Genomic DNA, 24,414 nt, shown 5'->3' on the forward strand with positions numbered 1-24,414 from the left:
CAGGAACTTCTGCATTGCCAGCTTGCTGGTTACATCAGTGCATCGACGCGGTTACGAACGCTGGGCTCACTGTTATAGGCAGTGGCGATGGCGTTGTAGGTCGGGATGTCGAGGCCGGCATCCTCGATAACGGAAACCATCTCGTCGTTGGCTTCCATCTGCAGCTCCTGGGCTTCTTCCTGTGAGTCTGCGTCTTCAATCTTCGCCATGTATTCATCACGGATGTCGTTGATGCCGCTTTGCGCTTCCACGAACTTGCGCAGTTCCGCATCATCGAAGTTGGTTTCTGCTTCACCCGAAGCCGCCGGGTTGGTGTAGGTGCTCTGGTCAGTTTCGGCAGGCTCGCTCTGGGACTGGGCAAAAGCGGCGGGCGCAGCGACCAGCAGCGCAATGGATACAGCTGCGGATGTAAACAACTTGTTCATGTTCAATCTCCTTGTTCGACGATCGGGGCGCGGCCCCATGAGATTCCAGTATTTGGATGGTCAGTCCAGAATAATCAAACATCGTGCCATTATTGCGGGGCTCTTTAAAGGTCTTTTATATCAGTAATTTATGGTATTTTGTTCGTGACGGTGCGTTAATCTCTGTTGAGGCAAAATGCCACATGTGACAACCTGCTGTGACATTTGTGCATGACGGAGTTCGCATATGGGGCGCCTTCTGGGCAGTGCAGGTGAGGTGTTTCACTCGGTACGGCTGACCCTCCTGTTGAGTATTGTGGTACCCCTGATGCTGGTGGTCGGCGCTGGTATTTTTTTTGCGGTCAGTGCCATTGAAGATAACCTTGACGAGCGCTTGCGGGAAGATCTCGAACTGGTAGCCCGGGCCGCCAGCGGACCGCTGGCGCGGGCCATGGAGGACGGCAACGATATCGTCCTGGATGAAACCCTGCAGTCCATTTTCCGGATCGGGCGTGTGTACGGAGCGTCGGTGTTTGATGCAAACGGGCTCCAGGTTGCCAGTCTCGGCGTGGCCGATACCAGCATCCGCACCAGTCGCAGTGCCAACCAGGTTATCCAGAGTGGTGAACGGGGAGGCACCTTTCGCAGGGTCGATGGCGTGTCGGTGTTTTCCCAGTTTACTCCGCTGATTTCCGAGGACGGGCGCATCAACGGCCTGTTACAGGTCACCCGCAAGCGCAGTGATTTCCACCGGCTGGTGTCCTCGGCGAGGATCTGGGCGGTGGCGCTCTGGTGCGCGGTACTGGTGGTGGTCAGCCTGGTAGTGGTGCTTGGGCACTATGGCGCGGTGGGGCGTTACGTCAGCCGACTGGTGGCCACGATGCAGGGTATGGGGCCCGCCAACTGGCCCATCCACTCCCGGGCCTCAGGCCCCAGTGAAATTCGGCAGCTGCACGAGGGCCTTCGGGACCTTGGTAACCGTATGGCCCGGGCGGAGGAGGAAATCCGCGAGCGGGTCGCCCGGGAACGGGAGCTGGGGGAGCAGCTGGAGTACCAGGAAAAAGTCGCCATGATCGGCCGGGTGGCCGGTGGGGTTGCCCATGAGCTGGGGGCACCCCTAAACGTTATTCAGGGGCGGGCGTCCATTCTCGCCCGGCACGATCTGGGGCCGGACAGCCAGCGGCACCTGGATGACATCAATCACCAGGTGCAGCGGATGACGCGCATTATCGAACAGTTACTGGACTGTTTCCGGCATGTGCCTGATGCCCGCCGGCCGGTGGATCTGGTGCCCATGCTCCGGGAACTGGCGGCCGGCCTACGGGACGACCCCCGGGCCGGAGACGTTCCGGTAACCCTGAACCTGCCGGAGGGTGACGCTCTGGTGAATGCCGAGCCCACCCGGCTGGAACTGGCCTGCCTAAATGTGATCCGCAACGCCTGTGAAGCGGCCAGCAGCCAGGTGGTGGTGACCGTTAACAGGTCCGGCGGGTACTGGGATGTCCAGGTTGATGATGATGGCCCGGGCATTTCCGAGGCGCTTCGGGAGCGTATATTCGAGCCGTTTTACAGTACGCGTCCCGCCGGCGAGGGCACCGGCCTTGGCCTGGCCATGGTGAAGAGTGTCATCAAGGAACACCAGGGGCGCCTGGTGGTTGCTGACAGCGAACTGGGCGGATGCCGCATGACCCTGTCATGGCCAGTTGCAGAGCCTTCCGCGACAACATCTGAGGTAGCCCCATGAACGATGCATCGGAAACCCTGCTGCTGATTGAAGACGACGCCAGCCTGCGTACCTTGCTACAGGAGGAGCTGGCACTGGACGGTTACCGCATGCTTGCGGCGGCCAACTGTGCCGAGGGTGCTGCCATGGCACTGGCGGAGTCGCCCGACCTGATCATATCAGACCTGCGCCTGCCCGACGGCGATGGCCTTGATGTACTGCGCAAGTTACAGGCCGAAGGGCGTGTGGTGCCGTTTATCATCATCACAGCCTTCGGTACTGTCGACCAGGCCGTGGACGCACTGCAGGCGGGCGCGGATGACTTTCTCACCAAGCCGCTGTCCACCGAACACCTTCGGCTCAAAGTCCGGCGATTGCTGGCCCATGCGGCCCTGAGCCTGGAGCTGGCCCGATACCGCTCGGCCTCTGGTGAGCCCGCAAACCTGGGACTGGTGGGTGAAAGCCCCGCCATGGACCGGCTGCGCCAGGAAATCCGACAGGTGGCCCGCAGCGAGGCTGCGGTGCTGGTCAACGGTGAGAGTGGCACCGGCAAGGAACTGGTTGCCCGGGCCATCCACCGGGAAAGCGACCGCCGGGACGGTCCCTTTATTCCGGTCAATTGCGCCGGTATTCCTCCAGAATTGATGGAAAGCGAGTTCTTCGGCCACGCAGCGGGCGCGTTTACCGGTGCACGCCAAACCCGCAAGGGTCTGTTCGCGGAAGCCAGCGGTGGCACCCTGCTGCTGGATGAGATCGGGGAGATGCCCCTGGCACTGCAGGCCAAGCTGCTGAGGGTGCTGCAGGAGGGCCGGGTCAAACCGGTGGGCGCGGAGCGGGAAGAGCCAGTGGATGTGCGCATCGTCGCCGCTACCCACGTGGACCTGATGGAGGCGGTGCGCCAGGGGGACTTCCGGGAGGATCTCTATTACCGGCTGGAAACGCTGATGCTGACGGTGCCGCCGTTGCGTCAGCGTGGCGATGACGTGGAGCTTCTGGCCATGCATTTTCTCAGGCAGTCCGCGGACCGGCACAAACGGGGCTTTCTCCGCCTCGGGGAAGCAACCCTTACCACGCTCGCCGACTACCCCTTTCCGGGCAATGTCAGGGAGCTGGCCAGTGCCATGGAACGCGCCGTTACCTTCTGTGATGGAGAGGTGGTGCAGCCGGAACATCTGCCTGCCCGCATCCGCAAGCGTCAGGCCAGCCTTCCCGGGCTGGACCGGCAGAGCCGGTTGCCCGCCGGAGTGGAGGGAGAGCCGACGGCCAGCTGGCCTACTCTGGAAACGCTGCAACAACAATACGTCCGTCAGGTGATGGAAAGGGTGGAGGGAAACAAGCGGCGTGCGGCGCAGATACTCGGGATCAACCGGCGTACCCTCTACCGGTGGCTGGAACAGCGGGATGACGCCCCATGAAAGACCAGCGTCAGGCCATGGTGTCCGGCCTGGGGGCGGTACTGCTATGGTCGACTGTGGCTACGGCCTTCAAGCTGACCCTGGGCTTTTACACGCCCCTGCAAATGTTACTGGTGGCCTGCATGGCCTCCATTGTGGTGCTGGCGGTTCTGCTGGCCGCCAGAGGGAAGCTGGCCGATGCGTTCCGGCTGCCGCCCGCCCGCTATCTGCAGTCGGTGGGGCTTGGGCTGATCAACCCGTGCCTGTACTACCTGTTGCTGTTCGGAGCGTTTGACCGCCTGCCGGCCCAGGAGGCCCAGCCCATCAACTACACCTGGGCGCTGGTGCTGGCCTATCTGTCGGTACCCTTTCTGGGGCACCGGCTGAAGGTGACCGATATCCTGGCCGGGCTGGTCTGTTACGGGGGCGTGGTGGTTATTGCCACCCGTGGTAATTTCTCGGCACTGTCGTTCTCCGATCCCCTTGGCGTATCCCTGGCCATCGCCAGCACCCTGGTGTGGGCTGGCTACTGGATTCTGGCGACCCGCGACCGGCGGGATCCGGTGACCGGCCTGTTCCTGAACTTCCTGTTCGGACTGCCGTTTATCGCAGCGCTGACCTGGTGGCAAGACGGGTTGCCACCGATTGTCAGTGGCGGATTTGCGGGCAGCCTCTACGTTGGCGTGTTCGAGATGGGTATTGCCTTTGCGCTCTGGTCCCGGGCCATGAAGCTCGCCACCAATACCGCCCGTGTCAGTAACCTGATCTTTATCTCTCCCTTCCTGTCGCTGGTGTTTATCTACTTCATTGTCGGGGAGGTGATCCTGGTCTCCACCTGGGCCGGGCTGGTACTGATTGTGGCCGGACTCTGGCTGCAGCAGCTGGGCGCACGCAAGGCTGTGGAGCCGGCCCATGGCTGACTGGCATCTGTACATGGTCCGCACGGCGGGTAATACGCTCTACACGGGCGTAACCACGGACGTAAACCGCCGCTTTACAGAGCACTGCAGCGGAGGCCCCCGCTGCGCCCGCAGTCTGAGGGGCAGGGGGCCGCTGGAGTTGGTGTTCAGCCAGTCCGTTGGCAACCGTTCCCGGGCGCTGAAACTTGAATGGCACGTCAAGCGCTGGCCCCGGCGGCACAAGGATGAATTGATTGCCGGAGAGCGGTTACTTGAACTGTAAGGCAGACAGTCGGGCAGGTAAAAAACCCGTAAATTCCGCGACAAAGGCGGTCCCCCGGGAGGAGTATGTTATTCTGGGACGATCGAAAGTCGGCCTGGCCGGCCCCAGACGACCTCTGACAACAGGCGCATAGATCCACGTGTACTGGAAAAGCGACAAGATCGGCCTTCCGGAATGGGAAAGTGATGCCGTCCGGGATGCACTGCCGGCCTTCGCACCCGATGACGCTCACACCCTGAGTGAAGACACCAGGGCCTACTGTCGCTTCTACGGGCTGGATCTCTGGGTGGAATACCCGGAGGTACGTTATACGCTGGGGCTGGTGGAAGCCGGGGGCCACTCCGTGGCGGTGCACTTCTATCGTCAGCCGGAAGCTACCGGCACCAGGGGGACTGTCTTTGTCCTCCATGGCTATTTCGACCATGTAGGTTTGTACAGTCAGCTGATCGAGCGTTGCCTGGGGGCTGGCTACGATGTGCTCACCTGGGATCAGCCTGGTCATGGCCTGTCCAGCGGCACACCGGCGGCGATCGGCAGTTTTATGGAGTATCAGGCGGTGCTGAGTGATCTGCTGGCAAGGGTTCGCCCCTATGCGGTCAAGCCATGGTATGCCGTCGGGCAGAGCACGGGAGGGGGCATACTGATCGATTACCTGCTGTCCAATCACCATGACCGGCACACATCAGCGTTCAGTGCGGTTGTGTTGCTGGCGCCACTGGTTCGCCCGTTTGGCTGGTTGGGGGCCCGCGCCCTGCATACCGTGGCACGGCCCTTTCTGAGACGCTGGAAGCGGGCATTTTCCGAGAACAGTGCCAATGCGCGCTTTCTGACGTTCCTGCGGGAGCATGACCCCCTGCAGGCCCGGGCTGTCCATGTGGACTGGGTGAGCGCGCTGCGGCAATGGGTGCCCCATATTGAATCTTCGCGGCCGGTGGACTTCCCGGTGACCGTGATTCAGGGTGAAAAGGACCGTACTGTCGACTGGCCGCACAATCTGCGGATTATCAGAAACAAATTCGCCTCGGTGGAGGAACTGAAACTTCGCGACGGTCGTCATCACCTGGTAAACGAAGCCCAGGATTTGCAGGCCGCCGTGTTCAACAGCATCATCGATGCCTTTGACCGCGCCTGGGAGGTGCACAGCGCGGCCCGGCAGAAAAAACGGTTAACAAAACAGGAGAGCTGACCGTGAAAAGAACTCTGATCGCATTTTCCGTGGCTGCATTCGGCCTGTCCGGCTGTATGACCTATGACCCTTATACCGGCGAGGAGAAGACCTCCAGCGCTACCAAGGGCAGCATCATTGGTGCCATCGGTGGTGCCGCTGTGGGGGCAGCCACCTCCAGCAGCAGTGACCGCGGCAAGGGTGCCCTGATTGGCGCAGCCGGTGGTGCCGCCGTCGGTGGTGGTATCGGTTACTACATGGACCGCCAGGAAGCCCAGCTGCGACAAAAACTGGAAGGTACCGGTGTGCGGGTGGTTCGTAACGGCGACCAGATCGAGCTGGTCATGCCGGGTAATATCACCTTCGATACCGACCAGGCCACCATTCGTTCCTCTTTCACGGGCGTTCTGGAATCCGTTGGCCTGGTACTGAAGGAATTCGACAAGACGGTCATCCAGATCGATGGCCACACTGACAGCACCGGCTCTGACAGCTACAACCAGCTGCTGTCAGAGCGCCGTGCCAGCTCGGTTCGTGACTTCCTGCTGAACCAGGGCATCGCCCCGGCCCGTACCCGTGCCACCGGCTACGGCGAGCGTTACCCGGTCGCCAGCAACGACACGCCGGCTGGCCGCGAGCAGAACCGTCGCGTAGAGCTGACACTAGTGCCGATGGAGCAGTAAGCGTCAGCGTAAAGTGCAATCTGGCGGGCTTGCCCGCTCGCCACAAAAAAGGGGTGCCACGGGGCACCCCTTTCTGATGACAGAGCAGTCGCTCAGAAGAGTACGCGACAGCGAATGGTACCCTTCACCTTGCGCAGCTTCTCCAGCGCCAGCTCGCCGTAGTCCTTGTCCACGTCGATGACCACGTAGCCGATCTCTTCCTTGGTCTGCAGGTACTGACCACAAACGTTGATCCCGTTCTCGGAAAACACCTGGTTGATCTCGGACATGACGCCGGGCACGTTCTCGTGGATGTGCAGCAGGCGGTGCTGATTCGGGTGCGACGGCAGGGCCACTTCCGGGAAGTTGACGGACGAGACCGAGGTGCCGTTGTCGCTGTACATGGCCAGCTTTTCCGCCACTTCCCTGCCGATGTTTTCCTGGGCCTCGATGGTGGAACCACCAACGTGAGGGGTCAGGATAACGTTGTCGAATTCCCGCAGGGGTGAAACGAACTCCTCGTCATTGGACTTTGGCTCAACCGGGAACACGTCGATGGCCGCCCCCAGCAGCTTGCCACTGCGAACCGCTTCCGCCAGGGCATCGATATCCACCACCGTGCCCCGGGAGGCATTCATCAGAATGCTGCCCGGCTTCATCTGGGCGAACTGCTCGGGACCGAACATGTAACGGGTGGACGGCGTCTCAGGCACATGCAGGCTGACCACGTCGGCCAGGTTCAGCAGTTCCTTGAGGGATCCAACCTGTTTGGCGTTGCCGATAGGCAGTTTGGACACCACGTCATAGAAATAGACGTCCATGCCCAGACCTTCCGCCAGTACCGAAAACTGGGTGCCGATGTTGCCATAGCCGATAATGCCCAGCTTCTTGCCGCGAATTTCGTAGCTGTTCTTTGCGGTTTTCTGCCAGCCGCCACGATGGGCCTCGGCGTTTTTCTCCGGAATGCCGCGCAGCAGCAGGATGGCCTGGGCCAGCACCAGTTCCGCCACACTGCGGGTGTTGGAGAAAGGCGCATTGAACACAGCCACGCCGCGACGGGTGGCGGCCTGAAGGTCCACCTGGTTGGTACCAATACAGAAACAGCCCACCGCAACGAGCTTCTTCGCGGCTTCGAACACCTTCTCCGTGAGCTGGGTGCGGGAGCGGATGCCGATAAAGTGCGCGTCGGCGATCTTCTCGATCAGCTCTTCTTCCCCGAGGGAGTGGGTCAGGTATTCGATATTGGTGTAGCCCGCGGCGTTCAGGGTATCCAGTGCAGACTGGTGAACACCTTCGAGCAACAGGATGCGGATCTTGCTCTTTTCAAGAGACGTTTCTGACATGGGTAAGCTTCCAGACCTTCTATTGCGTGGTATGAAGCGCCGGATTTCCGGGCTCCCTGGACCAGAAAATACCTGTGTCCGCGGTTGCGCAGATACCGCTGCACAGCCCCGGTGCCGGGCCTTCCGTTGCCGGTGCGGGCTCGGGCTCACAGAACAGGGGCGGTATGATACCATAACCGCAGATTTTCACAGCCGGCCCGTTCACCTGAATCAACTGGCATTCCGGTGTTCCGGCCTCCTGTCTGGCCCGTTTGAGAGACCCCGTAAATCATGAATCCGGAACAGATCATCGCTGCCCTGAAAACCCTGGTGGATGACGGCAAGGTATTGACCGACCCCGCCGACCTGGACGCCTACGGCAAGGACTGGACCAAACAGTACGCGCCCCGGCCACTGGCCATTGTGCTTCCGAAAACCACCGAGCAGGTGCAGGCCATTGTGCAGTTTGCCAATGACAACCAGGTGGCCCTGGTGCCCTCCGGCGGACGTACCGGTCTGAGTGCCGGCGCCGTCGCCGCCAACGGTGAAGTGGTTGTGGCCTTCGATAACATGAACCGGATCCTCGACTTCAACGCCAGCGACCGTACCGTGCGGTGCCAGGCGGGGGTCGTCACGGAACAGCTGCAGACCTTCGCTGAAGACAATGGCCTGTTCTATCCGGTGGATTTCGCCTCCGCCGGCTCCAGCCAGCTGGGTGGCAACCTGTCCACCAATGCCGGTGGTATCAAGGTAATCCGCTATGGCATGAGCCGTGACTGGGTGGCGGGCCTGAAAGTGGTCACCGGCAAGGGGGATATCCTTGAGCTGAACCTGGACCTGGAAAAGAACAACACCGGTTACGACCTGCGTCATCTGTTCATCGGTGCCGAGGGCACGCTGGGTTTCATCACCGAAGCCACCATGAAGCTCACCCGTCAGCCCACCAACCTGACAGTGATGGTGCTGGGGCTGGCGGACCTGACCAACACCATGGATGTGTTGCAGACCTTCCTGAAAAATATCGACCTGACCGCCTACGAGTTTTTCTCCCACCAGGCCATGACCCATGTTCTGGACCACGGCCAGGTCCAGGCGCCATTTGACACCGAAGCGCCTTACTACGCGCTGCTGGAATTCGAGGCGGTCTCCGATCAGGTCATGGAAGAAGCCATGGCCCTGTTCGAGCAATGCGTGGAGAACGGCTGGGTGCTCGATGGTGTCATCAGCCAGAGCGAAACCCAGGCCAATAACCTGTGGCAGCTGCGTGAGCGTATCTCGGAATCCATTGCGCCGCGTACCCCCTACAAGAACGACATCTCGGTGGTGGTGTCAAAAGTGCCGGAGTTCCTCACCGAGATCGACCAGGTGGTCACCGAGCATTACCCGGACTTCGAGATCATCTGGTTCGGCCACATCGGCGACGGCAACCTGCACCTGAATATCCTCAAGCCGGAAGATATGGCAAAGGAGGAATTCTTCGACAAGTGCCAGCAGGTAAACAAATGGGTGTTCGACATTGTGCAGCGCCACCGGGGCAGTGTATCCGCCGAGCATGGGGTGGGGCTGGTGAAGAAAGACTATCTTCAGTACACCCGCAGCCCGGTGGAAATCGAGTATCTGCGGGGCATCAAGCAGGTGTTTGACCCCAATGGCATCATGAATCCCGGGAAGATATTCGATATCGGGGGTTAGTGTGAAAGACCATGTGGTAGTTCTGACCGGTGCCGGCATCAGTGCTGAAAGCGGCCTCTCCACCTTTCGGGATGCCGGGGGGCTATGGGAACGCTATCGCATTGAGGATGTCGCAACGCCGGAAGCCTTTGCCCGCAACCCGGAGCTGGTACTGGATTTCTACAACCAGCGTCGCCGGCAACTGGCCGACGTCGAACCCAACGCTGCACACCGTGCGCTGGCGGAGCTGGAGCAGACCCACAGGGTGACGATCATCACCCAGAACGTCGATGACCTGCATGAGCGTGCGGGCTCCACCAATGTGGTGCACCTTCATGGCGAACTCACCAAGGTTCGCAGCTCTGAACACCTGCACCTGGTCTATGACCGGGGCTATGATGAGATTCGCCTGGGCGATACCTGTGAGCAGGGTACTCAGCTGCGCCCCCATGTAGTCTGGTTCGGCGAGGCGGTACCCATGATCGAGCAGGCGGCCGAAGTGGTTCCGCTGGCCGACCATCTGCTGATCGTTGGCACTTCGCTGCAGGTGTACCCGGCTGCCGGGCTCGTGGAACTGGTGGATTTTGACGTTCCGGTCACTGTCATCGACCCCGGTGAGGTTCCGGCCATGACCCGGGCGAAGGTGTTTCGTGAACCCGCCAGTGTAGGTGTTCCGCGCTGGGTGCAGGACATGATAAGCCGGTAAGTTGCCGGAATTGAGCGTTTTGTGATCAGCGGCGCCGCCGCCTGGGCACGTCAGATCGCTGCCGGTCTTTATGGCCGCACTATTAAAGATTGTTAGCGCCCCTCCATGGCCCTCTTTTCGTTCGCTAGACTGGCACTGAGTCTCCGCTTTATGAGCGGTTGAGCCAGCCATCAGACCGAATCGAAAAGGGGGCTGTCATGAAAACCACCATGCATATGTCCGGTGAGGTTGTTGATCACAAGCTCGCGGCTGAATGTGGCACCGAGACAGAGGCCCGGAAGGTGGCGGAAGATCTTTGCCGTTCCACCAGCCTGAGCCGTCAGCAGGTTCGCGTCATTCGCCCCGGTGACTCCCATCAGGGGACTGATCTGGAGCCGGAAGACCAGGGAATCTGGCACACGGCGGTGCGCTCTCACCTCTGGCTGGGATTGGCAGGCATGGGCGGTGGCCTGGTGCTGTTTCTGGTATTGATGGCGTCTGGCATTCCGTTCATCGCCCAGAACCCGATCTGGGCCGGAGCGCTTTTCGTGGTATTCGGTGGGGTAGCGGGACTGCTGCTTGGCGGCTTGTTCACGCTCCGCCCCGATCACACCGTCTACGCCTCCAGGGCCCGGTCGGCGCTTCGCAAGGGCCAGTTTGTCGTGTCTGTGCACGCCCGGGGACGCGAACAGCTAAGTGAGGCAAAGCGCTACCTTGACGCGCGCCACATCCACACGGTGCAGACGTTCTAGGCCAGGCGGCGCCCGCGCAACGGACGCTCAGTGATCCCTGAGATAGCTGTCCAGGTGCTTGCGAAAGGCTGCCTGCACGCCCAGTTGCCGAAGAATCCAGTAATGTCCGGCTACCATGCGGTCGATAAACATGCTGTCCACGGCGGGCTGAAGCCGGTCCAGGTACCGGAAGACCGTGTGGGTGTGGGCGGCGATCTGCCGATGCAGATCTGACTGGCCAAAGTCGTAGGGCTCGTCTCCCTCGAATGGTTCAATCAGCAGGTTGCGCCACATGGCGTAGTAGTCCGGACTGATGGCCGGTTTTTCCGCCACCCTGGCCCCCAGATCCACCAGGTGCCGGTCCAGGGCCTGGTAATCTTCCGCCAGTGCTGCAATCAGCGCCTGCCGGTAAAAGGCGACGACCGCCGGTTTGAGTGACTTTACACAGCCGAAATCGTACAGAATCAATGTGCCATCTGGCCGGAACGCAAAATTGCCCGCGTGGGGGTCACCATGGATGCACTGGAAGTCGAACAGCTCATCCGCCATGGTGATAAAGAGCCGCTCACCCAGCAGGTTAATGGTGGCCTGGTCGTAGCGCCCGGGCGTCACCTGGCTGACGTGATCGCCCTCGGCCAGTTCCATGGTGAGGATATGGCGGGTGGAATGGCTGTCGATCACGCGGGGAATGATCACCCAGGGGTGGCGTTCGTGATAGGCGCGAAAGCGCCGGATGTTGCCCGCTTCGTTTTCATAGTCCAGTTCTTCCTTGAGCCGGACCCGTATTTCCTCGAACAGCCGGTCAGCGCTCTCTTTGGGCATTCGCAGCAGCCCCCCCAGCCGCAAGGCCATGCGCAGCTGTTTGAGGTCGGAATCGCAGGATTCATCCACCCCGGGGTATTGCACCTTGACGATGACCTCGGTGCCATCCTTCAGGCGCGCCTTGTGGACCTGGCCAATGGATGCCGCTGCGTAGGGCTCTGTTTGCAGCTCGTCGAAGAGCGCTCCCACCGGTGCACCCAGCTCCGCCTCAATCTGCTGCTGGATAACCTCGAAGGGCATGGGGGGCGCTTCTTTCTGCAGTCGTTGCAAGGCTTCGGAAAACTCTTTCGGCAGGAAATCCTGGGTCTGGGACGCCACCTGTCCCACCTTCATCACCGCACCCTTGAGTTCACCAAGGGTATCCACGATCTCGTCCGCCATACGGGCGTACTGGCGGGACCGTTCTTCTTCAGACTCGCGGCCGAGGAACTGGCGGGCACGGGAGCCTGCAAACTGGCCGGCCACCGAGGCGGTCATGCCGGCGAGTTTGAAGAAGCGGCCACGGCGGGATGTGACGGGTTTCTTGGTCATACCTGAGAGGGTGCCAGCGAAGTGATGTTGGCTGCTTACTCTACGCTGGTTTGAACCTGAAGCCTACCGTCCAGTTCCATGGTCAGATGCTGGCCGCTGTGCAGGGTGCCTACGCCCGCGGGGGTGCCGGTGAGCACCACGTCCCCCGGTTGCAGGGTGAAGGTTTCGGAGATATGGGCGAGCAGGGGCAGTATCGGGGTGATCATGTCTCCGGTATGGCCACGCTGACGTTGTTCACTGTCGATGGTGAGGGAAAACTGCAGGTTCTCCAGATCATCGTCACTGCCCAGGGGTACGAAGCGGGAGAGGGGGCAGGCGCCGTCGAAGGCCTTGGCCCGCTCCCAGGGGTGGCCCCTGGCCTTGAGCTCGGACTGGAGGTCCCGCAGGGTAAGGTCCAGGGCCAGGCCGATGCCGGCTATGGCTGCGCGGGCCTGCTGCTGGCCTGCCCGGGTGAGGGGGCAGCCCACCAGGATGGCCAGCTCGGTTTCGTAGTGAACGTCGCTCCGGCCCACCGGCAACCGGACCGGATCGGTGAGGGGTACAAGGGCCGTGGCAGGTTTCATGAACAACAGGGGCTGTTCCGGCACCGGGTTGTTCAGCTCGGCGGCATGGGCGGCGTAGTTGCGCCCCACACAGACCACCTTGCCCGGCGGCCAGTCTGTCGGGCTGCCATCGTGCCACTGATGCTGATAGGCCATAACCCTCTACACCCTCCGGGGTATCAGTCGCCTGCAAACTCGCAGACGGTGTAAACGTTCAGACCCTCATCCCGCAGCCTGCGGGAACCGCCGAGATCCGGCAGATCGATCATCGCCGACACTTCGACAATCTCCGCGCCGATCTGGCGGATAAGGCGGCTCGCCGCCAGCATGGTGCCGCCGGTGGCGATCAGGTCATCCACCAGTACCACCTTGTCACCGGGGCGGAAGGCATCCTTGTGCAATTCCACCGACGCCGTGCCGTATTCCAGCTCGTAGTCTTCCACCAGGGTATCGAAGGGCAGCTTGCCCTTCTTGCGTACCAGCACCAGCCCGGCGTTGAGCTCATAGGCCAGGGGTGAGCCGATGATGAAACCCCGGGCATCAATGGCCGCTATGGCGTCAATCTTCTGGTCATGATAGCGGTGCACAAAGGCGTCTACCAGCTTGCGGAAGGCCGTGCGGTCCTGCAGTACGGTAGTGATATCCCGGAAGGATACCCCGGGTTTGGGCCAGTCCGGTACGGTGCGGATGGCTTTCTTGATGCTTTCGGAAAAATAGTCCATGGCGGGTCTCCGGCGCCCCTCAGGCGTCGAGGAAAATGAATTTCAGAACGAATACGATGGCAATCAGCACCACACTGACGTTCAGCTGTGACCAGCGCCCACTCAGCGCCTTAAGGGCGGCATAGGTAATGAAACCTGCGGCAATACCATCGGCGATGGAGAAGGTCAGTGGCATCATCAGGGCGGTCACCACAGCGGGTGCCGCGTCGGTAACATCGTCCCAGTCGATCAGCTTGAGCCCCCCGGTCATCAGTACCGCTACATAGAGCAGGGCCGGTGCCGTGGCGTAGGGTGGAATGATAGCGGCAATGGGCGAGAACAGCAGGCAGGCCAGGAACAGCAAGGCAACGACAACGGCGGTGAGGCCGGTGCGACCGCCGGCGGCGATACCGGCGGTGGACTCCACGTAGCTGGTGGTGGTTGAGGTTCCCAGTGCCGCGCCGGACATGGTAGCTATCGAGTCTGACATCAGCGCGCGGCCGAGGCGTGGCAGTCTGCCGTCCTTGTCCAGCAGTCCGCCCCGCTGAGCGGCGCCGATCAGGGTGCCGGAGGTATCAAACAGGTCGACGAACAGAAACGCGAAGATCACCGAGATCATGCCCACGTTCAGGGCGCCGGCAATGTCCAGTTGCATCAGGGTAGGTGCCAGGCTCGGCGGGGCGGACACCAGGCCGTCATACTCGACCATGCCCATCAGCATGGCAGCGACCGTGACCGCCAGAATGCCGATCATCACCGAGCCGGTGATGTTGCGATAGGCCATGGCACAGATGGCTACAAAGCCGGCAAAGAAGAGGACTGCCTCGGCCGTCTTGATATCGCCCATACTGACCAGGGTGGCGGGGTTATCCACCACGATGCCCGCATTCTTGAAGGCGATAAAGGCCAGGAAGAAACCAATGCCGGCGGAAATGCCGAACCGCAGGGAGAGCGGAATGCTGTTGATGATCCACTCCCTCACCTTGAAGATACTCAGCAGGAAAAACATCAGGCCGGACAGGAACACGGCCCCCAGGGCCACCTCCCAGCTGTAGCCCATGCTGCCCACCACCGTGAACGAGAAAAAGGCATTCAGCCCCATGCCGGGTGCCAGGGCAATGGGGTAGTTGGCCCAGAGCCCCATGATCAGGGTGCCGATCACCGCGGCAATGCAGGTGGCCACGAAAATGGCACCGAAGTCCATGCCCGTACTGGACAGGATGGAGGGGTTGACCACCACGATGTAGGCCATGGTCAGGAAGGTGGTGATGCCGGCAATCACTTCACGCTTGACGGTGGTACCGTGGGCCTGCAACTGGAACAACTTTTCGAGCATGGGGGCAGCCTCGATGCGGACGGAATTTGATCAATGGTTAAGGGGGCGCAATGATACCGCAGGATGTCCGGTCAGGCCACGGCCCGACGAGCTTTCGGTGACTCAGTGAGGGTCCCGCTGCAGCCGGATATCAAAGCGCACGGCGGCCATCCTGACGATGACGATGAACAGCAACCCGATGGTCAGGGCCAGGGTTTCGCTCTCCAGCAGCCACTGACAGACGAAGTAGAGCCAGCAGCCGGCAAAGGAAATGGACGCGTAGATCTGGTCCTTCCTGAAAATGAACGGCACCTCGTTACACAGCGTGTCCCGCAGTGCGCCGCCGAAGGTGCCGGTCATCACGCCCAGCAGTGAAGCGATAAACCACGAATGCCCCAGGTCGAGGGCCAGCTGGGCGCCCAGAATCGAGAAAATACCCAGGCCGATGGCATCCGGGAACACGATACGGGACTCACGGATGCGCTGGCCCAGCCCGGCGTAGCTGAACACTACCGCCATAACGAGGATCAGGATCGGCTGCTCCTGGTGCTTGATCCAGTACAGCGGGTGGTTATCCATCATCAGGTCCCGCAGGGTGCCGCCACCGAGGGCGGTAACAAACCCGATGGTAAAAACGCCCACCGGATCCATGTTCTTCTGCTGGGCGACGATCATGCCGGAAATGGCAAAGGCAATGACGCCAATCATTTCCAGGATATAGACGATATCGGGCATAGGGGTAGTCAGAACTGGACGAAGCGCGCAGGATAGCGGATTTCCGGTCAGGAATCATCCGCCCGCGCCGGCGCTGGTGACGCCGGACTGATCCGGTTTGCCCTTAACACGGTATCTCCCGGGAATCCGCATTTTATTGTTCCAGGAGAAGAGCGATGTCCCTGATCCGCCTGGCCTATGCCAGCGAAGCCAGCTTCAGCCCCAACCCCGACCACTCCGGTGTGGAGCCCCATGTCGCGCGTATTTTGCTCGCCTCCCGCCGCAATAACGCCAGGCAGGCGGTAGTGGGTGGTCTCTACTACGGAAACCAGCGCTTCTTTCAGTACCTGGAGGGCGAAGAGCAAGCGGTCAGGGCCGTCTATGACCGAATTCGCGTTGACGACCGCCACCATAACGTGAAAATCCTGCTGGAAGAGCCATTGCGGCAGCGCACCTTTGATAACTGGTCCATGAAATATGTACCTCTCGCCGACGACGTGCAGCGCATGCTGCAGCGTCATGGACTGACCGACTTCGAGCCTGACCGGTTTGACCGGCAGCTGTGTGAGGAAATGATCGCCGTGATTCGTGACAGCAACGCCGTGGACCGGCTGATCAATGGACAGGCGGGGCCCCGGGGTGGTAATGACGAAATCTTCACCCCTGGTATCCGCCGGGGACTGGTACTGGCGGGTGTCACCCTCGTGGCTGCCCTGGCGGTCGGCGGTACGCTGCTCTTGCCCTGATAAGTCGGGATGATGCTATTCCATAAGCTATCTTTATTTGATTCATGACCAGTGTCGGGTTAGCTTGATCCGTTACCTATACCAACCAACAACATCCATACGCGGATAAAGGATCGGAGCAACAACATGCGTGCAATTCTCTGCAAGGAGTACGGCCCGGCGGAAAAGCTGGTCATTGAGGACATCGAATGCCCGGCACCCACCGGCAACCAGGTGAAGGTCAAGGTGAAGGCTGCTGGCCTGAATTTCCCGGACACCCTCATTATCGAAGGCAAGTACCAGATCAAGCCGGAAATGCCCTTCTCTCCGGGCGGCGAAATGGCCGGTGAAGTGATCGCCGTGGGTGACAAGGTAACCCGCTTCAAGGCGGGGGACCGGGTGATCGGCATGACCGGTTACGGCGCCTTTGCCGAAGAGATGCTGGTGGAAGAAAACCGCCTGCTGCCCCTGGCCGAAGGCATGAGTGACGAGGAAGGCGCCGCCTTCACCATGGTTTACGGCACCTCCTACCATGCACTCAAGCAGCGGGCGAACATCCAGCCGGGGGAAAGCCTGCTGGTACTGGGCGCCAGCGGCGGTGTCGGCCTGGCAGCAGTGGAACTGGGCAAGGCCATGGGCGCCCACGTGATTGCTGCGGCCAGCACTGACGCCAAGCTTCAGGTTGCAAAGGAAGCCGGCGCCGACGAACTGCTGAACTACAGTAACACCGACAAGCCCCTGAAGGACATGATCAAGGAAATGACCGGCGGCAAGGGCGTGGATGTGATCTACGACCCGGTGGGCGGTGATTTCACCGAGCAGGCCCTGCGCGCCATGGCCTGGAACGGCCGTCACCTGATTATCGGCTTCGCCGCCGGCGAGATTCCGAAGATTCCCGCCAACCTGACCCTGCTCAAGAGCTGCTCGGTTGTCGGTGTGTTCTGGGGTGCCTTTACCCAGAAAGAGCCACAGAACCACGTGCAGAACATGAAAGAGCTGTTCCAGATGCACAGCGACGGCAAGATCAAGCCAAAAGTCAGCGAAGTCTTTGCCTTTGAAGACTACGTCAACGCACTGGCTGCACTGTCTGGCCGGACCGCCACCGGCAAGGTGGTGCTGAAAGTCAGCGACTGAGGTCCTGTCGCCGATTCAGATCTGACTTTCCTGAAGACGGGGTGCCCACAGGGCGCCCCGTTTCTCATTTTTATGTCATCCCTTCCTGCTATGATCGTCGTAATAATCACTGCTTTGCTCACACAGGGGCTGGCTTAACCCGGGTTATATCCCTGCGGACGGGTATGTGCCACGCTCTGCCGATCGTCCGCTTGAGCCTTCGGGCCAATGGTTATCGAAAAGGTAAATATGACTGACAGGAAACGGTTTCTGCCTGGCAAATTGATTTCTTCATCCGTTGGTATTGCGGTATTGCTGACCGGTTGTGGTGGTGGAGGCGGAGGGTCAGACGACGACCTGGGCCTGGGGGATGGCGTTGCCGATATCAGCGGAATCATCGAGATTGCGGCCGGCACCCGGGTGGATGGGGATTATGCTGACCTGTGGGCGGCTACGGGCTCAGGTTCTGATGCAACAGTATCGCTGCCGGTGCCCTCCACAACAGGTGGCTATCTCAGCGATCGTGCAGGGCAGTACGACAGTGGCCTCGAATATCCCGAAGACCCGGATGATACGTATCAGGTTCCACTGGTGGACGGGGACCGCTACTTCCTTCAATGTTTTTCCGCCACCGGAGCCGATGCCGACACCCTGAAGGCCACTCTGGTATTGAACCTGGACGGAAATCTGACCGAGATCGAAGATGCCTGTGGCGAAGGCGTTACGGTGAATACGTCCGGCAGTGCCACCTTCACGATTTCCGCCAATGACGGCGGCCCCTTCCGGTATGTGCTTTCCATCGCGCCGAAAACCTCCCTTTCTGCACTGGATGTGAGCTGGCCGGAGCCGCCGCTGCGTGTGGACCAGGCCATCGTCAGCGGTTCTGCCGCGGTCGCCAACACCCTGTCCTCCTCGGGCCTGCGGGCCAGCTCCGTTATGGAGCTGGAGCGCTCCATCGGACCGGACACCTGGCAGGTGCGCCGCAAGTCGGGTGCCAGTGCGCTCTCGGGGGTTGCAGGAGGGACACAGGATGCGCGGGCCGAGACCATTGAATGGATTCAGGGAATGCGGGAGGAATTCGGCATCGATGTGGAGCCGAACTATGAGTTTCGCTTGACTGCGCTCACAGGGAGCAACCCGTTCTATGCCGATCCTGATGACTGGAACCTCGCTGCAATTCGTATGGACGATGTATGGAGTTCAGGGGCTGCTCTAACCGGCGCCGGAGTGGGAGTGGCGGTCATGGACACAGGCATGTTCAGCACCACGCCGGACAGTTACAGCAACTGGCATGAGGACCTGGTCCACAATGTGGTGAAAAAGGGAGGGATCCTGGATTTCGTCAACCCCGACTATGACGTAGACGGCCAGGAGGGACGAGACGAGGTTCCCGGTACACCGATTACCCCCGCCAACCCGGCAGCCACCAGCTTCCATGGTACCCATGTGGCCGGCATCATTGCCGCCGAGGACAACTCTGTCGGCACGGTGGGCATTGCCCACCAGGCCACCATCATTCCGTACCGCGTTCTGGGGGTCGGGCCGGTGGATGGCGAGGACGGCACCGGTGCCGTTTCAGACCTGATCGCCGCCATCAACAACGCAGCAACCGACCGGACCGATGTTGATGTCATCAACCTCAGCCTTGGCGGCCTTCCCCCGGTTGAGGCCTTGCAGGATGCCACCGACCTTGCCTATGACAACGACATCCTGGTGGTGGCCGCCGGTGGCAACAGCGGCGACGCCTCCGCAGTCTATCCGGCGGCAAACCAGCGGGTGGTCGGTGTGGGGGCTACCAACCGGGAAGGAGAGCTGGCCAGCTACTCCAACTTTGGTCAGTCGGTGGATCTGCTTGCCCCCGGCGGAAGTTTGAATGATGGCATCGTCAATGCTTATGGCAAGGTGTCCGGCGAGTCATTGTCGGACGACTATGCCTACCTGGCTGGCTCATCCATGGCAGCGCCCCATGTAGCCGGTGTCTATGCCCTGATGAAAGGGGTTCAGGACATCACGCCAGTCCAGTTCCGGGCGCAACTGATTGCCGGCGACCTTACGACGACTGTCGGTCCGGACGGTACTTATGAGCTGGACAACTACACTCTCTATGGTGCGGGCTTGCTAGATGCTAACAGGGCAGTCAGCAATATCGATAGTTTCCCTACTGTCGTTTCAGCGTGGCCTCGGGTCGTAGAACTCAGCCCATCGGGCAGTGAGCGACAAGTGCTGCTCGAAGTTTTGAAACACTCCGCTGAGAATGATCCGAGAATCAGCGGCTCTCCGGATTTGCCCGCTGCTTTTACCCTTACAGACAACGAAGGCAATCCGATCAGTTCCGGTGATGCGATACCCGATGCTGTTCGCATTAGTGTAAACCCCGATGCGGTTTCCGGTGACCGCCCGCTGGTGGAGGAAATTCGCATTCCCTACAGCAATGGTACGGACAGCTTCGATCTTAAGATCCCGGTCTACGTGCAGGCCGCGGATACCTCCGGAGACCGGGACGCCGGCCGTCATTACGTGCTGCTGCTGGATGCGGACGACTTTGACTCCAGTCGTTCGCGACAGGTACTGGCCGATTACAGCAATGGCCAGTATCGGTTCGCCATCGACGATGTGGCGCCCGGCGACTATATACTGGTGGCGGGAACCGATCTGGACAACAACGGCTATGTCTGCGAAAGCGGTGAAGCCTGTGCCGAGTACCCGGAAACGGGGCGCCGGCAGGTGATCTCCATTGGTGAGGGGGACCTGCAGCTGGATATGAGCACCAGTTTCCGGCGGCCGGCCATCGCCGAGATGGGGCTGCCTCGATACGGTTTCCGCGGCTATCCGGTCCCCGGTCATCAGACCGGCACACGCCCGGACCGGTCGCTGGCTGAGTAACCACTAATACAGAGAGATAACGGCATGAGTCACGACGTAAGGTCGAAAGGCCTGATGATATCCATGCTGGTGATCGCCACCACCCTGACAGCCTGCGCCGGGAGCGGGGGCCAGCGTGTCGCAGATGGCCAGGCAGCCCGCCAGATCACCGCAGCCAGCCAGTGCGGGTTCACGGAACCGGGGCTGGTCTATATGGATTCCCGGGAGCGGCTGGAGGAAGTGACCGGCACCCGGGGCATGAATCTCACCGCCATGGGCGACCATGACTTCAGTCGCGAGCACCTGCTGCTGGTCGCGGCCGGGCGCAAGCCCAGCGGCGGCTATGGGGTAAGGCTGGAGAGCGGGCGTCTTGAGGGTAGCGTGCTGGCCCTGTCGATGACCCTGCGCACCCCCTCTCCGGATCAGATGGTCACCCAGGCGCTCACCAGCCCCTGTGCCGTGGTGGCGGTAGCGGCGGAAGGCTGGCAAACCGTACGCGTTACCGGCTCCGGCATGCCGGAGCTTTCCCTGGAGCGATAAGCGCAATGGCCGGCGGTCAGTGATGACGCCGGCCAGACGGTGCGCCATACCGCAAACCGGCACACTGCGACGTTGATCTTTGCTTCAGATTCCCTAAGCTATGGGCTCACACGTCCCAGCACATCCGGAGCTGTACCCTTCCTATGAGCCAGAAAACCTATAACGCCGACTCCATTGAAGTCCTCAGCGGTCTGGACCCGGTGCGCAAACGCCCGGGCATGTACACCGATACCAGCCGGCCCAACCATCTGGCCCAGGAAGTGATCGACAACAGCGTGGACGAGGCCCTCGCCGGCCACGCCCGGAGACTGGATGTGGTGCTGTACGCCGACGGCTCCCTGGCTGTGGAGGATGACGGCCGGGGCATGCCGGTGGATATCCACAAGGAAGAGGGGTTGCCCGGGGTGGAGCTCATCCTCAGCCGGCTTCATGCCGGCGGCAAGTTCTCCCAGGGTAACTACAATTTTTCCGGGGGGCTCCACGGGGTGGGCGTTTCCGTGGTCAATGCGCTCTCCACGCACCTGGAAGTGTCCATCAAGCGGGACGGCAACCTCTACCGGATGACCTTTGCCGATGGCGAGAAGGCCTCGGAACTGCAGGTGGTGGACACGGTCGGCAAGCGTAATACCGGTACCCGCCTGCACTTCACACCGGATCCGAAATACTTCGACTCGCCAAAGTTCTCGGTTACCCGCCTGCGTCATAACCTCCGCGCCAAGGCGGTGCTGTGTCCCGGCCTGACGGTTACCTTTACCCAGGAGCAGACCGGCGAGAAAGACGAGTGGTACTACGAGGATGGCCTGCGGGACTACCTGCGCAGCGAGCTGGCGCAGGTGGAGGCGGTGCCGCTGGAGCCGTTCACGGGCCGCTTCTCCGGCAACAGCGAAGAGGTGGACTGGGCAGTACAATGGCTCCCGGAAGGGGGCGAGTCCGTCACCGAGAGCTACGTCAACCTGATTCCCACGGTGCAGGGGGGCACCCACGTCAATGGCTTCCGCACCGGCCTGCTGGAGGCCATGCGGGAGTTCTGTGAGTTCCGCAACCTGCTGCCCCGGGGCGTCAAGCTGAGCCCTGAGGATATCTGGGAGCGCTGTGCCTATGTGCTGTCGTTCAAGATGCAAGATCCCCAGTTTTCCGGCCAGACCAAGGAGCGGCTGTCTTCCCGTGAGGCGGCGGCCTTTATCTCCGGAGTGGTGAAGGACGCCTTCAGTCTCTGGCTGAACCAGCACACGGATGTGGCCGAGGCCCTGGCAGAGCTGTTTATCAGTAACGCCCAGCGGCGCCTGCGGGCCAGCCGCAAGGTGGCGCGAAAAAAAGTGACCTCCGGGCCGGCCTTGCCTGGCAAGCTGGCGGACTGTTCCGGCGCTGATGCCAGCCGTTCCGAGCTGTTCCTGGTGGAGGGTGACTCCGCCGGTGGCTCGGCCAAGCAGGCCCGCGACCGGGAGTTCCAGGCGGTCATGCCCCTGCGGGGCAAGATCCTGAACACCTGGGAGGTGGATTCGTCAGAGATCCTGGCGTCCCAGGAGGTTCATGATATTGCCGTGGCCATCGGCGTTGACCCGGGCTCCAACGAGCTCGCCGGGCTGCGCTACAACAAGGTCTGCATCCTTGCCGATGCGGACTCTGACGGGCTTCACATTGCCACCCTGCTGTGCGCTCTCTTTGTCCGGCATTTCCGCCCGGTGGTGGACGCCGGCCATGTGTTTGTGGCCATGCCGCCCCTGTACCGGGTGGATCTGGGCAAGGAAACCTTCTATGCACTGGATGAGCACGAAAAGCAGGGCATTATCGACCGGCTGGCGGCGGAGAAGCGCAAGGGCAAGATCCAGGTCACCCGCTTCAAGGGCCTCGGTGAGATGAACCCCCTGCAGCTGCGGGAAACCACCATGGCACCGGATACCCGCCGCCTGGTGATGCTGACCCTGGAAGAAGGCGACGACACCATCGAGCGTATGGATATGCTGCTGGGCAAGAAGCGGGCGGGGGATCGTCGTAACTGGCTTGAAGCCTACGGCAATATGGCGGACGTGGCAGTCTGAGTCAGGCGCTGGCCAGGGGCCCCTGGTCAGCAAGGATATCGCAGCAGAGTACCCGCAACTGCCCCTTGAACCGGTACCCCAGTGACAGGGTGACGCACATATAGACCCCGGTGATGGACAGGTACGGGCTGGTCACCTGCATCCGGTTGGGCTGGGCCAGGGCCTGCTTCAGGTAATGCTGGCGGTACCAGTCGGCGCTGCTGGTGTTTTCCAGCGGACGGTATTTCGGGTCAAGCTCACCACAGGCGCCCTGGCCTGAGGCGGTGTCATCGATCTGCACGCCCCGGTCGTCAATCAGGTAGCAGCGGGACACGGTGTGGTGGGCCAGTATATCGGCACAGGCATCCGCCAGCACATCCCCATGACGCATCCGCTCGATGGCTTTCAGGAAATGGCTGGTAAAGAACTCGGCCAGTTGCTGGGTCGGGTCCAGGCGGATACGGTGGCGGTTCTTGTAGTCGCCCAGCAGGCGCTCAAAATCCGTCACCTGGTTATCGATGCCTGCCAGCTCGACCCTCGGGTGGCAGAAGTAGAAACCCTGCACGAAGTCCACGCCGGCATCGATGGCAATCATGGCCTGGTCGTGGGTTTCCACACCTTCCAGTAACACCAGGCAGCCGGACTGGTGAAGCAGCCCCACAATACCGTTGAGAATCTGCCGGGCCTTGGGGTCGTTGCTGGCCCGCAACGCCAGGCTCCGGTCCAGCTTCACGATATCCGGGGACAGGTTCCAGATACGTTCAAAGTTGGAATGGCCCGCGCCAAAGTCGTCGATGGCGGTCAGACATCCCAGCTGTTTGTAATAGTCCACGGTTTCCCGCAGACGGTTGGAGTCGTCCGTGGGCTGTTCAACGATCTCCACCACCACGCGATGCGGTGGCAGGCCTGAGCGGCGCAACAGTTCCCCGAAGAAGGAATCGTAGCGATAGCCGGAGGCCACCACACGGGGCGACACGTTGAGAAACAGCCAGTTCACATCGTCCTGGAAGGCCGCGTAGTTGCGGATATGGAGCAGCCGGCAGAGCCGGTCCAGCAGCACGTTTTCCTGGTCGGTATCCGGCAACCCGAAAAGCTGGAAAGGGGGGACGCTGGCATTGTCCGGATCAAAGGCCCGGATCAGGGCTTCGTATCCGATAATGCGTTTGTGGGAAATGCTGAAGATGGGCTGAAGCGCCGTTTTCAGGGTAAGCCCATGGAAGCGGCCGGTCCAGAGATGATTCTCCTGGCTCAACAGGGGGTCTAGAAGTTCCAGGTCGGCACCTGACAGCTGTTCTGACAGATAATTCATAGTCCGCAATTCTGGGCGACTGTTATAACCCCGGGAGACAGTTACAGGAACCGTGGCTATGCTGCCGGAATAATGAAGTTTATCTCCGGAGCATGCCAGAACTTCTCAGGGGGCGCCAGTGAGGGATGTCAAACAATGTCATGCTGTGACCTGAGTGATCGGATTCAGGCGAATAACAGTGAGTCGGGTTTGGTTTCGTCTGGCGAGAGAATATGGAAAAGCATGACGCGCCAGTAGTGTTCTGGCACGCAAGAAAAAGGGCGGAAACCCGCCCTTCTGAATA

The 24,414-nt window shown here is 60.9% G+C and carries 22 protein-coding genes; 14 read left to right on the forward strand and 8 right to left on the reverse strand.

Annotated features, from left to right (window positions below):
- Positions 1 to 29 precede the first annotated feature (29 nt).
- Entirely contained in the window at positions 30 to 425 is a 396-nt protein-coding gene (locus ACESMZ_RS13905; RefSeq protein WP_372956699.1) for a DUF4168 domain-containing protein, read from the reverse strand.
- Between the two features lie 226 nt (positions 426 to 651).
- On the opposite strand from ACESMZ_RS13905, the gene ACESMZ_RS13910 reads away from it, so the two are divergent.
- From ACESMZ_RS13910 to ACESMZ_RS13935, 6 genes are all read left to right on the forward strand, one after another.
- Positions 652 to 2,148, forward strand: a complete 1,497-nt coding sequence (locus ACESMZ_RS13910; RefSeq protein ID WP_372956700.1) for an ATP-binding protein — start codon at positions 652 to 654, stop codon at positions 2,146 to 2,148.
- Complete coding sequence (locus ACESMZ_RS13915; protein ID WP_372972788.1) at positions 2,145 to 3,542, forward strand: sigma-54-dependent transcriptional regulator; 1,398 nt, start codon at positions 2,145 to 2,147, stop codon at positions 3,540 to 3,542. The genes ACESMZ_RS13910 and ACESMZ_RS13915 overlap by 4 nt, the downstream gene beginning before the upstream one ends.
- Entirely contained in the window at positions 3,539 to 4,441 is a 903-nt protein-coding gene (locus ACESMZ_RS13920; protein WP_372956702.1) for a DMT family transporter, read from the forward strand. Before ACESMZ_RS13915 ends, ACESMZ_RS13920 begins: the two co-directional genes overlap by 4 nt.
- Complete coding sequence (locus tag ACESMZ_RS13925; RefSeq protein WP_372956703.1) at positions 4,434 to 4,703, forward strand: GIY-YIG nuclease family protein; 270 nt, start codon at positions 4,434 to 4,436, stop codon at positions 4,701 to 4,703. The genes ACESMZ_RS13920 and ACESMZ_RS13925 overlap by 8 nt, the downstream gene beginning before the upstream one ends.
- A 139-nt stretch (positions 4,704 to 4,842) precedes the next feature.
- Positions 4,843 to 5,889 (forward strand): alpha/beta hydrolase, encoded by a 1,047-nt coding sequence (locus ACESMZ_RS13930; protein ID WP_372956704.1) that lies wholly within the window; start codon positions 4,843 to 4,845, stop codon positions 5,887 to 5,889.
- A gap of 56 nt (positions 5,890 to 5,945) precedes the next feature.
- Positions 5,946 to 6,551: an OmpA family protein gene (locus tag ACESMZ_RS13935; RefSeq protein WP_372956758.1), complete on the forward strand. Its 606-nt coding sequence runs from the start codon at positions 5,946 to 5,948 to the stop codon at positions 6,549 to 6,551.
- A gap of 92 nt (positions 6,552 to 6,643) precedes the next feature.
- Here the strand turns inward: ACESMZ_RS13935 and serA are convergent, their stop codons facing one another.
- The gene (gene serA / locus ACESMZ_RS13940; protein WP_372956705.1) at positions 6,644 to 7,873 is read right to left on the reverse strand and encodes a phosphoglycerate dehydrogenase; all 1,230 of its coding nucleotides are present in this window, start codon (positions 7,871 to 7,873) and stop codon (positions 6,644 to 6,646) included.
- A 270-nt stretch (positions 7,874 to 8,143) separates the two neighbouring features.
- On the opposite strand from serA, the gene ACESMZ_RS13945 reads away from it, so the two are divergent.
- From ACESMZ_RS13945 to ACESMZ_RS13955, 3 genes are all read left to right on the forward strand, one after another.
- Positions 8,144 to 9,544 (forward strand): FAD-binding oxidoreductase, encoded by a 1,401-nt coding sequence (locus ACESMZ_RS13945; protein WP_372956706.1) that lies wholly within the window; start codon positions 8,144 to 8,146, stop codon positions 9,542 to 9,544.
- A gap of 1 nt (position 9,545) precedes the next feature.
- The gene (locus ACESMZ_RS13950; protein WP_372956707.1) at positions 9,546 to 10,229 is read left to right on the forward strand and encodes an SIR2 family NAD-dependent protein deacylase; all 684 of its coding nucleotides are present in this window, start codon (positions 9,546 to 9,548) and stop codon (positions 10,227 to 10,229) included.
- A 197-nt stretch (positions 10,230 to 10,426) separates the two neighbouring features.
- Positions 10,427 to 10,960: a hypothetical protein gene (locus tag ACESMZ_RS13955; protein WP_372956708.1), complete on the forward strand. Its 534-nt coding sequence runs from the start codon at positions 10,427 to 10,429 to the stop codon at positions 10,958 to 10,960.
- Positions 10,961 to 10,987: 27 nt separating this feature from the next.
- Here ACESMZ_RS13955 and ACESMZ_RS13960 read toward each other — a convergent pair whose 3' ends face one another.
- The 5 genes from ACESMZ_RS13960 to ACESMZ_RS13980 form a co-directional block, all read right to left on the reverse strand.
- Positions 10,988 to 12,292, reverse strand: coding sequence for an ABC1 kinase family protein (locus tag ACESMZ_RS13960; protein WP_372956709.1), 1,305 nt, complete (start codon positions 12,290 to 12,292; stop codon positions 10,988 to 10,990).
- Positions 12,293 to 12,327: 35 nt separating this feature from the next.
- A complete protein-coding gene (locus ACESMZ_RS13965) occupies positions 12,328 to 12,990 on the reverse strand; it encodes a fumarylacetoacetate hydrolase family protein (RefSeq protein WP_372956710.1) in 663 nt (220 codons plus the stop codon).
- A gap of 23 nt (positions 12,991 to 13,013) precedes the next feature.
- Positions 13,014 to 13,556 carry an adenine phosphoribosyltransferase gene (locus ACESMZ_RS13970; RefSeq protein WP_372956711.1) on the reverse strand — a complete coding sequence of 181 codons (543 nt, stop codon included), beginning with the start codon at positions 13,554 to 13,556 and terminating at the stop codon, positions 13,014 to 13,016.
- Positions 13,557 to 13,575: 19 nt separating this feature from the next.
- Positions 13,576 to 14,871, reverse strand: a complete 1,296-nt coding sequence (locus ACESMZ_RS13975; RefSeq protein ID WP_372956712.1) for an NCS2 family permease — start codon at positions 14,869 to 14,871, stop codon at positions 13,576 to 13,578.
- Positions 14,872 to 14,973: 102 nt separating this feature from the next.
- Positions 14,974 to 15,585 (reverse strand): trimeric intracellular cation channel family protein, encoded by a 612-nt coding sequence (locus ACESMZ_RS13980; protein ID WP_372956713.1) that lies wholly within the window; start codon positions 15,583 to 15,585, stop codon positions 14,974 to 14,976.
- A gap of 155 nt (positions 15,586 to 15,740) precedes the next feature.
- Between ACESMZ_RS13980 and ACESMZ_RS13985 the strand changes: the two genes are divergently transcribed.
- The 5 genes from ACESMZ_RS13985 (at position 15,741) to parE (ending at position 22,843) form a co-directional block, all read left to right on the forward strand.
- Positions 15,741 to 16,310 (forward strand): BLUF domain-containing protein, encoded by a 570-nt coding sequence (locus ACESMZ_RS13985; RefSeq protein WP_372956714.1) that lies wholly within the window; start codon positions 15,741 to 15,743, stop codon positions 16,308 to 16,310.
- Positions 16,311 to 16,436: 126 nt separating this feature from the next.
- Entirely contained in the window at positions 16,437 to 17,423 is a 987-nt protein-coding gene (locus tag ACESMZ_RS13990) for an NADPH:quinone oxidoreductase family protein (RefSeq protein ID WP_372956715.1), read from the forward strand.
- A 228-nt stretch (positions 17,424 to 17,651) separates the two neighbouring features.
- Positions 17,652 to 20,285 (forward strand): S8 family serine peptidase, encoded by a 2,634-nt coding sequence (locus tag ACESMZ_RS13995; RefSeq protein WP_372972789.1) that lies wholly within the window; start codon positions 17,652 to 17,654, stop codon positions 20,283 to 20,285.
- Positions 20,286 to 20,309: 24 nt separating this feature from the next.
- Positions 20,310 to 20,804 carry a protease complex subunit PrcB family protein gene (locus ACESMZ_RS14000; protein ID WP_372956717.1) on the forward strand — a complete coding sequence of 165 codons (495 nt, stop codon included), beginning with the start codon at positions 20,310 to 20,312 and terminating at the stop codon, positions 20,802 to 20,804.
- Positions 20,805 to 20,947: 143 nt separating this feature from the next.
- On the forward strand, positions 20,948 to 22,843 hold the full coding sequence (gene parE / locus ACESMZ_RS14005) for a DNA topoisomerase IV subunit B (protein WP_372972790.1): 1,896 nt from the start codon (positions 20,948 to 20,950) through the stop codon (positions 22,841 to 22,843).
- A gap of 1 nt (position 22,844) precedes the next feature.
- Here the strand turns inward: parE and ACESMZ_RS14010 are convergent, their stop codons facing one another.
- Positions 22,845 to 24,131, reverse strand: a complete 1,287-nt coding sequence (locus ACESMZ_RS14010) for an EAL domain-containing protein (protein ID WP_372956719.1) — start codon at positions 24,129 to 24,131, stop codon at positions 22,845 to 22,847.
- Positions 24,132 to 24,414: the final 283 nt, after the last annotated feature.

The organism is Marinobacter sp. (assembly GCF_041690615.1).
Classification (GTDB): domain Bacteria; phylum Pseudomonadota; class Gammaproteobacteria; order Pseudomonadales; family Oleiphilaceae; genus Marinobacter.